15 protein-coding genes are annotated in these 12212 nt (G+C 71.0%); 6 read left to right on the forward strand and 9 right to left on the reverse strand.

The features are described from left to right. Positions 1 to 1422, forward strand: a complete 1422-nt coding sequence (locus tag EDD93_RS19395; RefSeq protein WP_123527868.1) for an MFS transporter — start codon at positions 1 to 3, stop codon at positions 1420 to 1422. Between the two features lie 23 nt (positions 1423 to 1445). On the opposite strand, the gene EDD93_RS19400 is transcribed toward EDD93_RS19395, so the two are convergent. Next, positions 1446 to 2078, reverse strand: a complete 633-nt coding sequence (locus EDD93_RS19400) for a response regulator transcription factor (protein WP_123526337.1) — start codon at positions 2076 to 2078, stop codon at positions 1446 to 1448. A 295-nt stretch (positions 2079 to 2373) separates the two neighbouring features. Here EDD93_RS19400 and EDD93_RS19405 point away from each other — a divergent pair, with 295 nt between their 5' ends. Next, entirely contained in the window at positions 2374 to 3090 is a 717-nt protein-coding gene (locus EDD93_RS19405; protein WP_123527869.1) for a DUF4232 domain-containing protein, read from the forward strand. 18 nt (positions 3091 to 3108) lie between these two features. Here the strand turns inward: EDD93_RS19405 and EDD93_RS19410 are convergent, their stop codons facing one another. From EDD93_RS19410 to EDD93_RS40280, 3 genes are all read right to left on the reverse strand, one after another. Further along, on the reverse strand, positions 3109 to 3438 hold the full coding sequence (locus EDD93_RS19410) for a hypothetical protein (protein WP_148083885.1): 330 nt from the start codon (positions 3436 to 3438) through the stop codon (positions 3109 to 3111). Positions 3439 to 3897: 459 nt separating this feature from the next. Continuing rightward, a complete protein-coding gene (locus tag EDD93_RS19420; RefSeq protein WP_260255782.1) occupies positions 3898 to 4068 on the reverse strand; it encodes a hypothetical protein in 171 nt (56 codons plus the stop codon). A 29-nt stretch (positions 4069 to 4097) separates the two neighbouring features. After that, positions 4098 to 4358: a hypothetical protein gene (locus EDD93_RS40280; RefSeq protein ID WP_123526340.1), complete on the reverse strand. Its 261-nt coding sequence runs from the start codon at positions 4356 to 4358 to the stop codon at positions 4098 to 4100. A gap of 104 nt (positions 4359 to 4462) precedes the next feature. On the opposite strand from EDD93_RS40280, the gene EDD93_RS19430 reads away from it, so the two are divergent. After that, positions 4463 to 5293: a helix-turn-helix transcriptional regulator gene (locus tag EDD93_RS19430; protein ID WP_123526341.1), complete on the forward strand. Its 831-nt coding sequence runs from the start codon at positions 4463 to 4465 to the stop codon at positions 5291 to 5293. Continuing rightward, entirely contained in the window at positions 5290 to 5499 is a 210-nt protein-coding gene (locus EDD93_RS19435; protein WP_123526342.1) for a DUF397 domain-containing protein, read from the forward strand. Before EDD93_RS19430 ends, EDD93_RS19435 begins: the two co-directional genes overlap by 4 nt. Before the next feature lie 175 nt (positions 5500 to 5674). On the opposite strand, the gene EDD93_RS19440 is transcribed toward EDD93_RS19435, so the two are convergent. The 5 genes from EDD93_RS19440 to EDD93_RS19460 form a co-directional block, all read right to left on the reverse strand. Further along, the gene (locus tag EDD93_RS19440; protein WP_123526343.1) at positions 5675 to 6199 is read right to left on the reverse strand and encodes an ankyrin repeat domain-containing protein; all 525 of its coding nucleotides are present in this window, start codon (positions 6197 to 6199) and stop codon (positions 5675 to 5677) included. 181 nt (positions 6200 to 6380) lie between these two features. Beyond that, entirely contained in the window at positions 6381 to 6653 is a 273-nt protein-coding gene (locus EDD93_RS39635; RefSeq protein ID WP_185092375.1) for a hypothetical protein, read from the reverse strand. Between the two features lie 325 nt (positions 6654 to 6978). Further along, positions 6979 to 8190, reverse strand: a complete 1212-nt coding sequence (locus tag EDD93_RS19450) for a sensor histidine kinase (RefSeq protein WP_123526344.1) — start codon at positions 8188 to 8190, stop codon at positions 6979 to 6981. Positions 8191 to 8201: 11 nt separating this feature from the next. Then, positions 8202 to 8924 (reverse strand): ABC transporter permease, encoded by a 723-nt coding sequence (locus tag EDD93_RS19455; RefSeq protein WP_123526345.1) that lies wholly within the window; start codon positions 8922 to 8924, stop codon positions 8202 to 8204. Further along, positions 8924 to 9877 (reverse strand): ABC transporter ATP-binding protein, encoded by a 954-nt coding sequence (locus EDD93_RS19460; RefSeq protein ID WP_260255783.1) that lies wholly within the window; start codon positions 9875 to 9877, stop codon positions 8924 to 8926. The genes EDD93_RS19455 and EDD93_RS19460 overlap by 1 nt, the downstream gene beginning before the upstream one ends. Positions 9878 to 10154: 277 nt before the next feature. Here EDD93_RS19460 and EDD93_RS19465 point away from each other — a divergent pair, with 277 nt between their 5' ends. Beyond that, positions 10155 to 11027 carry a MaoC/PaaZ C-terminal domain-containing protein gene (locus tag EDD93_RS19465; protein ID WP_123526347.1) on the forward strand — a complete coding sequence of 291 codons (873 nt, stop codon included), beginning with the start codon at positions 10155 to 10157 and terminating at the stop codon, positions 11025 to 11027. Between the two features lie 85 nt (positions 11028 to 11112). Next, positions 11113 to 12189 carry a Zn-dependent alcohol dehydrogenase gene (locus EDD93_RS19470; protein ID WP_123526348.1) on the forward strand — a complete coding sequence of 359 codons (1077 nt, stop codon included), beginning with the start codon at positions 11113 to 11115 and terminating at the stop codon, positions 12187 to 12189. Positions 12190 to 12212 lie beyond the last annotated feature (23 nt).

Genomic DNA, 12212 nt, shown 5'->3' on the forward strand with positions numbered 1-12212 from the left:
ATGGTTGACGTCTCGACGCCCACACGCCGTACCGCCCGGACCCGTACCCGCACCTGGGCGGTGGTGCTCGCCGCCTGTGTCGGCCAGTTCCTCGTCGTCCTCGACGTGTCCGTCGTCAACGTCGCCCTCCCCTCGATGCGCACCGACCTGGGGCTCAGCACCGCCGGGCTCCAATGGGTGCTCAACGCCTACTCGATCACGTTCGCCGGGTTCATGCTGCTCGGCGGCCGGGCCGCCGACCTGTACGGCCGCAAGCGGATGTTCCTGGTCGGCCTCGGCCTCTTCACCGCCGCCTCGCTGGGCGGCGGACTCGCCCAGGAGGGCTGGCAGTTGCTCGCCGCCCGCGCCGCGCAGGGCCTCGGCGCCGCCGTCCTCGCCCCCGCCACCCTCACCCTGCTCACCGCGGCCGTCCCCGAAGGACCCGCCAGGACGAAGGCCATCGGCACCTGGATGGCGGTCGGCGCCGGTGGCGGCGCGGCCGGCGGGCTGATCGGCGGGGTGCTCACCGACTGGCTCTCCTGGCGGTGGGTCCTGCTGATCAACGTCCCGGTCGGCGTCATCGTCCTGGCCGGCGCCGCGATCTACCTGGCCGAGGGCCGGACCGGGGAGCGCAGCCGGATCGACTTCCCGGGCGCGCTGCTCGTCACGGCGGGCCTCGCCTCCGTCGCCTACGGCATCGTGCAGACCGAGAAGTCGGGCTGGACCGCGGCCGCGACCCTGCTCCCGCTGCTCGGCGGAGTGGCGCTGCTCGCCCTGTTCGTCCTGGTGGAATCACGTACGGCGCTGCCGCTGATGCCCCTGCGGGTGCTCGGTGCACGGGCGGTGGCCTCGGCGAACGTGGCGATGTTCGTGGTCGGCTCGGCCACGTTCTCGATGTGGTACTTCATGACCGTGTACGCGCAGAACGTGCTGGGCTACAGCGCGCTGGAGGCCGGACTCGCCCTGATGCCGACCTCGGTGGCCATCGTCGTCGGCTCCAAGAGCGCACCGCGGCTGATGGCCCGGGTCGGCGCGAAGAACCTGGCGCTCGTCGGCACCGTGCTCGCCGCCGCGGGCTTCGGCTGGCAGTCCACGATGACCGCCGACGGCGACTACCTCACCTCCATATGCCTGCCCGGCATACTGATGATGACGGGCGCCGGCCTCGCGTCCACCCCGCTCGCCTCACTGGCCACATCGGGCGCGGCCCCCGGCGAGTCGGGCCTGGTCTCCGGACTCGTCAACACCTCCCGCACGATGGGCGGCGCACTCGGCCTGGCCGTACTCTCCACCGTCGCCGCAGCCCGCACGGACGGCGGAACGGCCCCGGCCGACCTCACGGCCGGCTACGCCCTGGCCTTCCGGACCTCGGGCTGGGTCCTGCTGGCCGGCCTGCTGCTGATGATCCTCTGGCTGCCGCGCCACCGTTCCGTACAGAGCTGAGGGCGGCCCTCCCAAACCGGCCCTCAGAGCCAGCCCTGCTGCCGCGCGGCCCGGACCGCCTCCATCCGGTTGCGGGTGGCGGTCTTGCCGATCGCGGACGAGAGGTAGTTGCGCACCGTCGACTCCGACAGATGCAGCTTCACCGCGATGTCCGCGACCGTCGCCCCGTCCACCGAGGCCATCAGCGCATCGCGCTCCCGGGCGGTCAGCGGACTGGGGCCCGCACTCAGCGCGGCGGCGGCCAGCGCAGGATCGATGACGGTCTCCCCGGCCAGCACCCGCCGGATCGCCTCGGCCAGCTCCTCGACCGGCCCGTCCTTCACGAGGAACCCCGCCGCGCCGGCCTCCATCGCCCGCCGCAGATACCCGGGCCGCCCGAACGTGGTGAGGATCAGCACCCGGCAGTCCGGCACCTCCTCGCGCAGATCGGCGGCCGCGTCCAGCCCGCTGCGCCCCGGCAGTTCGATGTCCAGCAACGCCACGTCGGGCCGCGCCGACAGGGCCGCCGCCACGATCTCGTCCCCGGCCCCCACCTGGGCGACCACCTCGATGTCCGGTTCGAGCCCGAGCAGCAGGGCGAGCGCGCCCCGCATCATCCCCTGGTCCTCGGCGAGCAGCACTCGTACGGACTTGACCGGCCGGTGATCCTGCGGCATCTCGTTCACGGGGACAGGGTATGGGCCGGTGCGCTGCCGGGTCGGTGCGACGCGTGTGCGGCCCCGTACGGAGGCCCCGCCGTCGCGAAGCCCACCGCCCCTGCGGGGGAGACGATGTGATGACCCGTCAACGACAGTGTGCTTGAGCTGCAACGAAGCCGATTCGTCGCCGCTTGGTGGAACCGATTCGCTGCAACAGAACCTGGACAATCACGCGATCATTTCAGGATCGGCGCGACCCTAATGTCGTCGGTGTCAGCAGGAAACACCGCACCGACACTCGCTGGAGATCATGATGCGCTCGCGTCTCGCCACCCGTTCCGCCCGTCTCGTCCTGGCCGCCGCGGCGGTCACGGCACTCGCCGCCACCGCCACTGCCTGCGGCCCCGAGGACATCACGGGCTCCGGCAGCCCCGCGGCCCCCTCCGCCGCGGCCTCCGAGGGCAGCGGCGGCAGCCAGAGCCCCGCCGGCAACGGCCCCTCCAGCAACGGGAACAACGGCTCCAAGGTCACCGAGGACTCCGGTTCCGGTGACTCCAGCGCCGAGTCCAGCGGGGAGTCCGCCGCGGATTCCGCCTCCGACAGCGGCGACAAGAGCGGCTACGGGCAGTCCTGCGGCACCAATGACCTGGACTTCACGGTCACCTGGGAGGCCCAGCCGATCAGCTACTACCTGGTCACCGCGAAGGCCAAGCCCGGCATCACCTGCTACCTCGACGTCAACACGCCCAGCGTGTCCTTCGGCTCCGACGCCGACGGCGTCGCGTCCCCCGTCGGACAGGGCGGCGAGGACCCCATCAAGCTCTCGGGCACGTCCGTCGCCTATGCGGGCATCAACCCCAAGACCTCGGGAGGCGAAGGCGGCACCGAGTTCGACCACGTCATCGTCTCGACGACCGAGGACGACCCCAACCCCGCCGAGCTCGAACTCCCCGACATGGCCACCGTCGACAAGCCCATCGTCACCAACTGGTCCACCGACCGCAACGAGACCATCCCGCGCGTCATCTGACCGAGCGGTGGTGAGGCGTCAGTCGTGCGGAAGGTCATCGAACTCCCAGGAGTGGCCCGGCACATGGCCGACGAACAGAGTGCAGGCCTGCTGGTACAGCGGGGCGAGCGCGAGGTCCACCGTCTCGCACGGCTCGGCGCAGACGTAGGCGAGGTCGCCGCCGTCCCAGCGCACCCATACCTCGAAGGTGCCGCGCCCCATGTCCTCCAGCTGGTCGGCGTGTGCGTCGGAGTGTCCCCAGGCCAGTTCGCAGACGAGCCATTCGGGCAGCCCCGCACTACCCGCCTGCATATGAGCCTGCGCGGCCTCGAACCAGGGCGGGCGGGTACGGGAATTGCAGTGGATCACGACGAGGACTCCGGTTCGGGTGACGAGAGGACCGGCCCGTGCGCCACACGGCGGCACGCGGTCGGGGAGGGGCTTCGGGGGCGCCGTACCCGGCCACAGCGCGGCGCGAGCGGACGGGCCACCCGGCGAGCGTCAACAACAGGCCGGCAGCCGGGTCGAGCACGGTGACCACGTCGGGCCCGCCGGCCTCCAGCCGCGCCATCGCGTGGTCCTGCTGGTCCGGATCGCCCGCCCACGCCCGGAGGCCGTCCGGGATGATGTTGCTCCCGAAGCCGATCGGCCGGGCGTCGCTCGTTCCGGAGGTTCGGATCCCAGGGGTGCCGACCCCATCCGCGAGCCGGTGCGCCTGCCGTCGAAGCCACCGGAGCGCGAGCCGCCGGTTCGGCAGGCCGGCCCGGCCGAGCGAGACGGCCCTGCCGCCACTCGTCGCGGTGACCTCCGCGACGTAGGGAACGCCGTTCACGCGGCGTGCTCCCCGCCCGGTAGCCGGAACACGACTTGCAGCGCTTCGGTTGCCGCTTCCGTGAAAGCTGCCGACTCGGCCTCGTCCGAGCTGAGTTCGGCAATCGCACGGTCCAGCTCGGCGCGGAACAGCGCGCGGGTCTCCGGGTCCGACGCGATGCGGTCCAACTCGGCGTCCAGGTCGTGCGCCGGGACTCTCACAGCACCTCACCCCGACTCCGCGCGTTGCACCGGGCGTTCTCGGCTCGCAGCCGCTCTATGGGGTCCGCGGGACGCACGTGCTCGGGCTCGGCTTCCCATTCCCGCCCGCCGCACATCGGTCGCAGTGACCAGTACGGGCCGGCAAGCCCTCGGAACTCCCCGATCCGGTTCGCGCGGCCCGTGTCCACCATGAGTGTGCCGGGGGCGGGTGCGGGGGTGGGTTCCTGTCCGTCCGTGGGAACGATGTGCGCACTCATCGCCGCTCCTCTCCGTAGCGGTTTCGCTACTCAGGGCGTCCAGAGTGGCCTAGAGTTGGAGTGTCCTCAACTTGGCTGTTTTGCTTGATGAGTTAGGAACGCACGTGGTCAACCGGAAGGCGCTGGACCCCGAGACATCGCCGGCGCAGGCATTTGGCCAGCGCTTACGGCAGGCGCGGGACGAGCGCGGGTGGACACAGGACGAACTAGGCGTGCGCATGGGCCTGACCGGGTCGCATGTTTCCGCAGTCGAAACTGGTCGCCGCCCACCAACTAAACGCTTCGCGCGTAGTGCTGACAGCGCACTCGGCACCGGAGACAAGTTCGAGCGTATGACCCGCGCGCTGCTGAACACCTCGCTGCTGGAGGGGTTCACGGACTTCGTCACCCACGAGGTGCGAGCCGCGGAGATCAGGCTGTTCGAGCTCGGGATCGTTCCGGGTCTCCTCCAGACTCCGGAGTACGCGGCGGCGATCACTACGGGCGCGGTGCGGCGCGGTGCGATCACGGAGCAGCAGGCGGATGAACGGCTGACACTCCTTGCGAAGCGGCAGGCATCACTGGAGCGGACGCCCCCACCGCTTGTGTACGTGGTCCTCGACGAGAGCTGCATTCGGCGCGTGGTGGGCGGCCCCCGTGTCATGGCGGAACAGCTCGACCGGCTCGTCGCGTTCGCCGAGCTGCCGTCCACCGTCGTGCAAGTCGTTCCGTTCGATCTTGGTGAGCGGCGGTCGTTCGACCTGCCGGTCCATTTGCTGACGTTGCCGGACCGGGCTCAGCTCGCCTATGCCGAATCCGCACAGCAAGGTCGACTGGAGCGCGATATGAGGTTCGTGCAGCCTCTGTTGACGGCCTACCATCAACTACAGGCCGAAGCGCCGTCCCAAGCGGCATCCGTGGCCATGATCCAGAAGGTAAGAAAGGGCACCTCGTGACGACCGAATCCCCCCGCTGGTTCAAGTCCTCCTACAGCAGCAACGGCGGCGCGTGCGTCGAGGTCGCGGCCAACCTTGCCGTCTCGCGCGGCGTGGTACCCGTCCGCGACTCCAAGGATCTGCGCGGCCCCGTCCTGGACGTCCCGGCCCACGCGTTCACATCCTTCGTGGCGGGCGTCAAGGCCGGAGACTTCGGCACCGTCTGAGCAATTGGTTCAGCGCCGCCCCACCGCGCCCCGCACGGTGGGGCTCAGCGTGGTGTTTGACCTCGGCTTTCGTGACCCGCTGATTCTGGTTCGTTCCCGGGACAGCAGGACGGCCGTTCTCCTTGCGCGCCAGGGACAGCGAAGTTGGACCGGGCGGCTCAGGCGGTCGGCGTACTCAGACGCGAGGGTCGGTGCCCCGGTTCGACGCCGTGGCACCGCGGCTGAGCAAGTGGCGCACCATCCGTACGTGGCCGAACCCTGTCGCCCAGTCGAGAGCGGTCTTGCGCTTCATCACCGCGTTCACGTCCGCTCCGCGGTCCAGCAACAGATCCACCGTCTCCGGGAACCCCTCATCCCCGGCCGTGGCGGCCAGTACCAGCGGCACCCAGTTCATTCTGCCCTGGGCTCCCGTGTGGGCACCGGCATCGAGCAGTACCTCCACCACAGCCCTGTGCCCGCGGCTCGCCGCCAGGCACAGTGGCGTCGACTCCTGGTGCTCTCCGGCCCGTTGCTGTGGATCGGCCCCTGCCCCGAGGAGCAGGCGGACGACATCGGCATGTCCCCGCTCCGCCGCCGTATCCAGCGCCGTGCGCCCTCCGGTGCCGACTGCGTCCACCGCAGCGACATGCTTCAGCAGCCGCGCTACCGAGACCGCGTCGCCGTCGTCGGCAGAGCGCACCAGCTGATCCGTCATGTCCATGCTGCGCATCCTTCCGCGCTACCGGCTCCCGGGCCAGAGCGAAAACCCGGGGCGCCATCCATTGCCGGAGATTTCGGCGCCGTCTGAGTAATCGGTTCAGAGCCGAGCCCCACCGTGTCGCGCACGACGGGGCGTCCCGAGCCTCGGTCAGGTGCTCGCGGCGGGGATGTTCGTTGTGGTGTCAGCCGGGGACATGGGCGGTCCGGCCTTCTTCAGCGGGACTTCGATGACGAAGAGCGCGACGAGGAACGCGAGCGCGCACAGGACCGCTGCCGTCAGGAAGATGCGGGCGGCCGGCCGTGACCGCGTCGAGGTAGGCGGCCTCGGCCCCGGCGGGCAGGTGGTGCAGGGCGCCCGGGTCGTTTCCGGCGCCGGTGAACACGGTCAGCGGCAGCAGCGGTTCGCCGACCCGCTTCTCGACCGTGATGAAGCCGAGCAGTCCGAGCACGGCCACCGCGCCGAGGGCGAGGATCTGCCAGGCGCCCCAGGCGTACGTGGTGCCTGCCCAGGTGGCGGCCAGGACGATCGCGGTGATGGAGAGGGTCAGCAGGCTGATGCCCGCCCAGTCGATCTTCGCCTGGAGGGTGCGACCGGGCCTCCGGGGAGCCGCCGGAGGGCTCCGTTCACTCGCAGCACGCTAGGCGGCGGGGGTGACCGGGGGCGTCACCTGAGCCGACGACCCCGGGGGGCCGTCGCGGGAGCTACGAATGGTCCGCCATCGGCTTTGTGGCGTAGTACCTCGGTGCCCGGCGGACCGGTCACCGGCATTCCGCTTCTGCTCATGGCCCGGAGGGCTCGCCCGCGTCCGGTGCCCCGACCGGGTCCGACGGGAGTTCCGCCGTGACCACGAAGCCGCCGCCGGGGCCGGGGGCCGCCTCCAGGGAGCCGCCCGCCGCCGTGAGCCGTTCGGTGAGGCCCTTGAGGCCGGTGCCGCCGATGCCCGGGGTGGGCGGTGCGGCCGGGGTGCGGCCGTCGTCGGTGACCGTCAGCCGGACCCGGTCGGGGGTGCCGTCGATCACGAAGGAGCAGGTGGTGGCAGTGGAGTGGCGCAGGACGTTGGTGACCGCCTCCCGGGCCACCCAGCCCAGCAGCGCCTCGGTCTGCGGCGGGAGCGGCGGTCCTGAGCGGCGGACCGTGGGTTCGATGCCGGCGGCGATCAGCGCGGACCTGGCCCGGTCCAGCTCGGTGGCCAGGCTGCCCTCGCGGTAGCCGGTGACCGCCTCGCGGATCTCGGTGAGCGCCTGCCTGCCCACCGACTCGATGTCGGAGACCTGCTGGAGTGCCTGGTCCATGTCGTGCGGCGCGAGCCTGCGCGCGGCCTCCGACTTGACGACGATCACCGAGATCGTGTGGCCCAGCAGATCGTGCAGATCGCGGGAGAAGCGCAGCCGCTCCCTCTCCACAGCGCTGCGGGCCAGTTCCTGCCGGGTGGAGCGCAGCTCCATCACCGTCTCCGACAGGGTGAGCAGCGCGGCCGTCACCGCACCGGAGATGAAGGTGCCGTATGCCAGCGTCCACGGGGTCGACGTGCTGTCCTCGCGCCATACGGAGATCACGCACGCGGTCACGGCGAGCACGAGCAGAGCGACCGCCAGCCACTGCTTGCGCAGGATGGTTCCGCAGGCCAGTGAGAGCAGCGGGAAGAACAGCAGCCAGCTGCCGCCGTACCCGGCCGCGAGCCCCACCGTGATGGCTGTCAGCGCGGCCAGCATCGCGTACGTTACGCGGGCCTCGCGTGCCTTCTTGTGGAAGCCCCTGAACACCAGGGAGACGTAGAGGGAGTTGAAGGCGAAGAGGCCGATGCCGCCGACCCAGGGGTTGGGGGTGTCGCCCTGGAACAGATTGGAGAAGGCGCCGAGGCCGAGCAGCAGCCAGGGCAGCAGGACGTAGGGTCCGGGAGGCCCCGGGCGCCGGTGCTCCCTGCGCCACTCCCGTCGCTCCGCACGCCGCTTGCGCCGTGCCTCGCGCGCTTCCGATCCACTCCTGGACATGTTCACTCCCGTCACACGGTCCTCGCGGACCGACGGTATGAGATCACGGCGTATCCACCGAACAGCAGCATCCACGCGGCGAGCACGCCGATGGTGCCGGCGCCGGGCGCGTGGCCCTCGGTGGCCGCCCAGCCGAGTTCCGCGAACCGGTTGGCGGGGGTGAATCCGCCGATGGAACCCAGCCAGTGGGGGAGCAGCTCCAGCGGGAACCACAGCCCGCCGACGATCGCGAAGCCCATCAGGCAGGCGACGTTCACCACGCCGGTGCCCTGCGGGGTGAGCCGGTAGCCGTTGCCGATGCCGAGCATGGTGAAGGGCAGCGCGCCGATCCACAGGAGGAGGACCAGCGCGAGCCACTGCCAGGCCGTCAGTTCGACTCCGTTGACCAGCCCGCCGGCCAGCAGCACGGTCAGGATGGTCGGAAGCACCGTCACCGAGCCGCTGATCGCACGGCCCACGACGGCCTGTGACGGGGAGAGCGGGGTGACCCGCAACTGCTGGAGCCAGCCGAGGGACTTGTCGGAGGCCACGCCCGTACCGATCGACATCGCGGAGCCGAGTGCCCCGTAGGCGGCCATGCCGACCATCGAGGCGGTCTTCCAGCCGTCGTCGCCCCCGTCGCCGCCGATGTTGGTGAAGAGCAGGTACATCATCACCGGCATCCCGGACCCGAAGAGCAGGAAGAAGCCGTCGCGCAGGGTCCGGCGGATTTCGAGCAGGATGTACTGGAACATCAGGCGGTCTCCTTCTGGTTCTGCGGCGCGGCGGACGGCCCTGAGGCCGGTGCGGTGAGGGAGAGGAAGGCGGTCTCCAGCGTGGCGGGGGAGACCTGGAGGCCCCGTATCAGGCCCAGCCGCGCGAGCTCGACGACGGTGGCGTCGGAGTCGTTCGTGCGCAGCAGTGCCCGGTCGCCCGTCACCTCGGCGGTCGCGACGCCGGGCAGCAGGTCCAGGCCCTCGGTGGACCCGCCCGCCAGGTCGAACGAGACCAGGTGCAGACCGGCCGCTTCCTTGATGGAATCGGCGCTGCCGTCCGCGACGATCCGGCCCCGGTCGATGACGACGATCCGGTCGGCGTTCGCGTCGGCCTCCTCCAGGTAGTGGGTGGAGAAGATCACCGTGTTGCCGCGCCCGGCGTAGGCCCGCATGGAGCCCCAGAAGCCGCGCCGGGCCTCCACGTCCAGGGCCGCCGTCGGTTCGTCCAGGACGATGAGTTCCGGATTGCCCGCCAGCGCGACGGCGAACCGGACCCGCTGGAGCTGGCCGCCGGAGAGCTTGTCGATCCGCCGCTTCGCGTAGTCCGCGATCCCCGCCAGGTCCAGCGCCTCGCCGGTCGGCATGGGGCTCGGGTAGGTGGAGGCGACGAAGGTGATCAGTTCGCGAACGGTCACCCGGGGGATGGGCTGCCCCTCCTGAAGCATCGCCCCGATCAGGCCCGCACGGACGGCCTGGCCGGGCGGGCGGCCCAGTACCCGGACGCTGCCGGAGTCGGGCTCGTCCAGGCCGAGCAGCAGGCTGATGGCGGTGGACTTCCCGGCGCCGTTGCGGCCGAGCAGCGCGACGGTCTCGCCCCGCTCCACGGTCAGCCCGATCCCGTCCACGGCCCGCACGCTCTGCGCTCCCCGGCCGAAGGTCTTGACCGCCCCCGTGAAGACCACCGCGGTCCCGTTCCCCGTCGCTGAATTCATGGACATGACGCTACGGAGCGGGGGTGCGGCCCGGCAGAGGCGCATGTACGGACTCAGTGATGACAAATGTCATCGGTCGGCCGAATCGCTTCGGCACAAGGTGATCTGACGCTACGTCAGTGGTCTTCACAACTGCTGGGCGCTGCGTTATACATAGGGCCACCGGCTAGAACGCGTTCTAGAACGGACGCGGCTTCCGGTCCCGCACGACCTCGGTGCGGCCGACGGTGCGGACGGCCGCGCCGAGGTCTTCCCACCATCAAGGAGCAGCTTTCCCATGCCCATTGATGCCGCAGAGGCGGTTGCCGCCGAACCCCGCTCGACCTCGATCAGCTGGGACCACAAGGACGTCCAGCTCTACCACCTGGGTCTCGGGGCGGGTACGGCCCCCGGCCGGCCCGACGACGCCACCGACCCGGACGAGCTGCGCTACACCCTGGAGTCCCGGCTCCACGTCCTGCCGAGCTTCGCCACCGTCGCGGGCGCCGGCCTCGCGATGGCCGGCGGCCTCGCGGCGCCCGGGGTCGACGTCGACCTCGCCGCTGTGCTGCACGGCGGCCAGTCCGTACGTCTGCACCGGCCGATTCCCGTACAGGGAAGCGCCGTTCAGACCTCGAAGGTCGCCGCCGTGTACGACAAGGGCAAGGCGGCGGTCCTCGTCCTGCGTACCGAGGCCACCGACGACGACGGACCGCTGTGGACCAACGACGCCCAGATCTTCGTACGCGGTGAGGGCGGATTCGGCGGTGAGCGCGGTCCGTCGGAGCGGCTCGAACTGCCCGGCCGTGAGCCGGACCGGGTGGTGGAGCGGCCCGTCCGGCCGGAGCAGGCGCTGCTCTACCGGCTGTCGGGGGACTGGAACCCGCTGCACGCCGATCCGGAGTTCGCCAAGCTGGCCGGCTTCGACCGGCCGATCCTGCACGGGCTCTGCACCTACGGGATGACGCTCAAGGCGGTGGCCGACACCCTGCTGGACGGCGAGGTGTCCCGCATCGCCTCCTACCGCACCCGGTTCGCCGGGATCGTGTTCCCGGGCGAGACCCTCCGCATCCGGATGTGGGCCGGTGACGGCCGTGTCCAGGCGCTGGTGACCGCCGCCGAACGCGACGACGCGCCGGTCCTCGCCGACACGCTCGTCGAGCACTCCTGAAGCACGTGACGCACGTACTGCACGTAGCCCACGTGACGCATGTACCGCACCAACCGCACGTACCGACCCCGAGGGGAGCCGCACCATGCGCGCAGCCGTACTGCACGAGACAGGCCAGGACAAGCTCGAAGTGCTCGACGACGTCGAGGCGGTGGGCTTCGGCCCCGGCAAGGTCAGGCTCCGCATCCGGGCCACCGGGCTGTGCCACTCCGACCTCTCCGCGATGAACGGCGTGCTGCCGCAGCCCGCCCCCTTCGTCCCCGGCCACGAGGGCGCGGGCGAGGTGCTCGACGTCGGCGACGGGGTGAGCGGTCTCAGCGCCGGTGACCGGGTGCTCGTCTGCTGGCTGCCGGCCTGCGGCGCCTGCGCGTCCTGCAAGCGGGGCCAGACCCACCTGTGTCTGGCCGGGTTCATGAACGCGGGCACGCCCAACTTCAAGCGCCCCGGCGGTGACGTCTTCGGCTTCGCCGGCACCGGCACCTTCACCGAGGAGGTCGTCGTCGGCGCGGACTGCGCGGTGCCGATCCCCGACGACGTGCCCTTCGAGATCGCCGCCCTGATCGGCTGCGGCGTCACCACCGGACTGGGTGCGGCCATCAACACCGCCCAGGTGGAGGCCGGTTCGTCGGTGGCCGTGATCGGCTGCGGCGGCGTCGGCATCTCCGCGATCCAGGGCGCCCGGGTGCAGGGCGCCGCCCAGATCGTCGCCGTGGACCCGGTGGAATCCAGGCGTGAGGCCGCGCTGCGGTTCGGCGCGACGGAGGCGGTCTCGCCCGAGGCGTTCGCCGACGCCAAGGCGCGGATCACCGCGGGCGAGGGCTTCGACTACGTCTTCGAGGTCGTCGGCAAGTCGGTCACCGCCCGCACCGCGTACGAGAACACCCGGCGCGGCGGCACCCTCTGCGTCGTCGGCGCGGGCGCCATGGACGACAACTTCCAGGTCAACATGTTCGAGCTGTTCTTCGACGAGAAGCGCATCCTGCCCTCCATGTACGGGGGCGGGGACGTGCTCCGCTCGTACGAGCGGGCCATCGCGCTCTGGCGGGCCGGCCGCATCGACCTCGAATCGATGATCACCCACCGGGTAAGGCTCGACGGCATCAACGACGCACTCGACCAGATGCGGACCGGCGAGTCGCTGCGTACCTGCATCGAACTCTGACCCCCTGCGGCACCGCCCCGCCC

This window comes from Streptomyces sp. 840.1 (genome assembly GCF_003751445.1).
GTDB lineage: Bacteria > Actinomycetota > Actinomycetes > Streptomycetales > Streptomycetaceae > Streptomyces.

Coding starts and splice junctions, on each gene's coding strand:
- EDD93_RS19395 (WP_123527868.1), top strand. CDS start 1: ATGGTTGACGTCTCGACGCCCACACGCCGTACCGCCCGGACCCGTACC.
- EDD93_RS19400 (WP_123526337.1), bottom strand. CDS start 2,078: ATGCCGCAGGATCACCGGCCGGTCAAGTCCGTACGAGTGCTGCTCGCC.
- EDD93_RS19405 (WP_123527869.1), top strand. CDS start 2,374: ATGCGCTCGCGTCTCGCCACCCGTTCCGCCCGTCTCGTCCTGGCCGCC.
- EDD93_RS40280 (WP_123526340.1), bottom strand. CDS start 4,358: ATGAGTGCGCACATCGTTCCCACGGACGGACAGGAACCCACCCCCGCA.
- EDD93_RS19440 (WP_123526343.1), bottom strand. CDS start 6,199: ATGGACATGACGGATCAGCTGGTGCGCTCTGCCGACGACGGCGACGCG.
- EDD93_RS19450 (WP_123526344.1), bottom strand. CDS start 8,190: ATGTCCAGGAGTGGATCGGAAGCGCGCGAGGCACGGCGCAAGCGGCGT.
- EDD93_RS19455 (WP_123526345.1), bottom strand. CDS start 8,924: ATGTTCCAGTACATCCTGCTCGAAATCCGCCGGACCCTGCGCGACGGC.
- EDD93_RS19460 (WP_260255783.1), bottom strand. CDS start 9,877: ATGAATTCAGCGACGGGGAACGGGACCGCGGTGGTCTTCACGGGGGCG.
- EDD93_RS19465 (WP_123526347.1), top strand. CDS start 10,155: ATGCCCATTGATGCCGCAGAGGCGGTTGCCGCCGAACCCCGCTCGACC.
- EDD93_RS19470 (WP_123526348.1), top strand. CDS start 11,113: ATGCGCGCAGCCGTACTGCACGAGACAGGCCAGGACAAGCTCGAAGTG.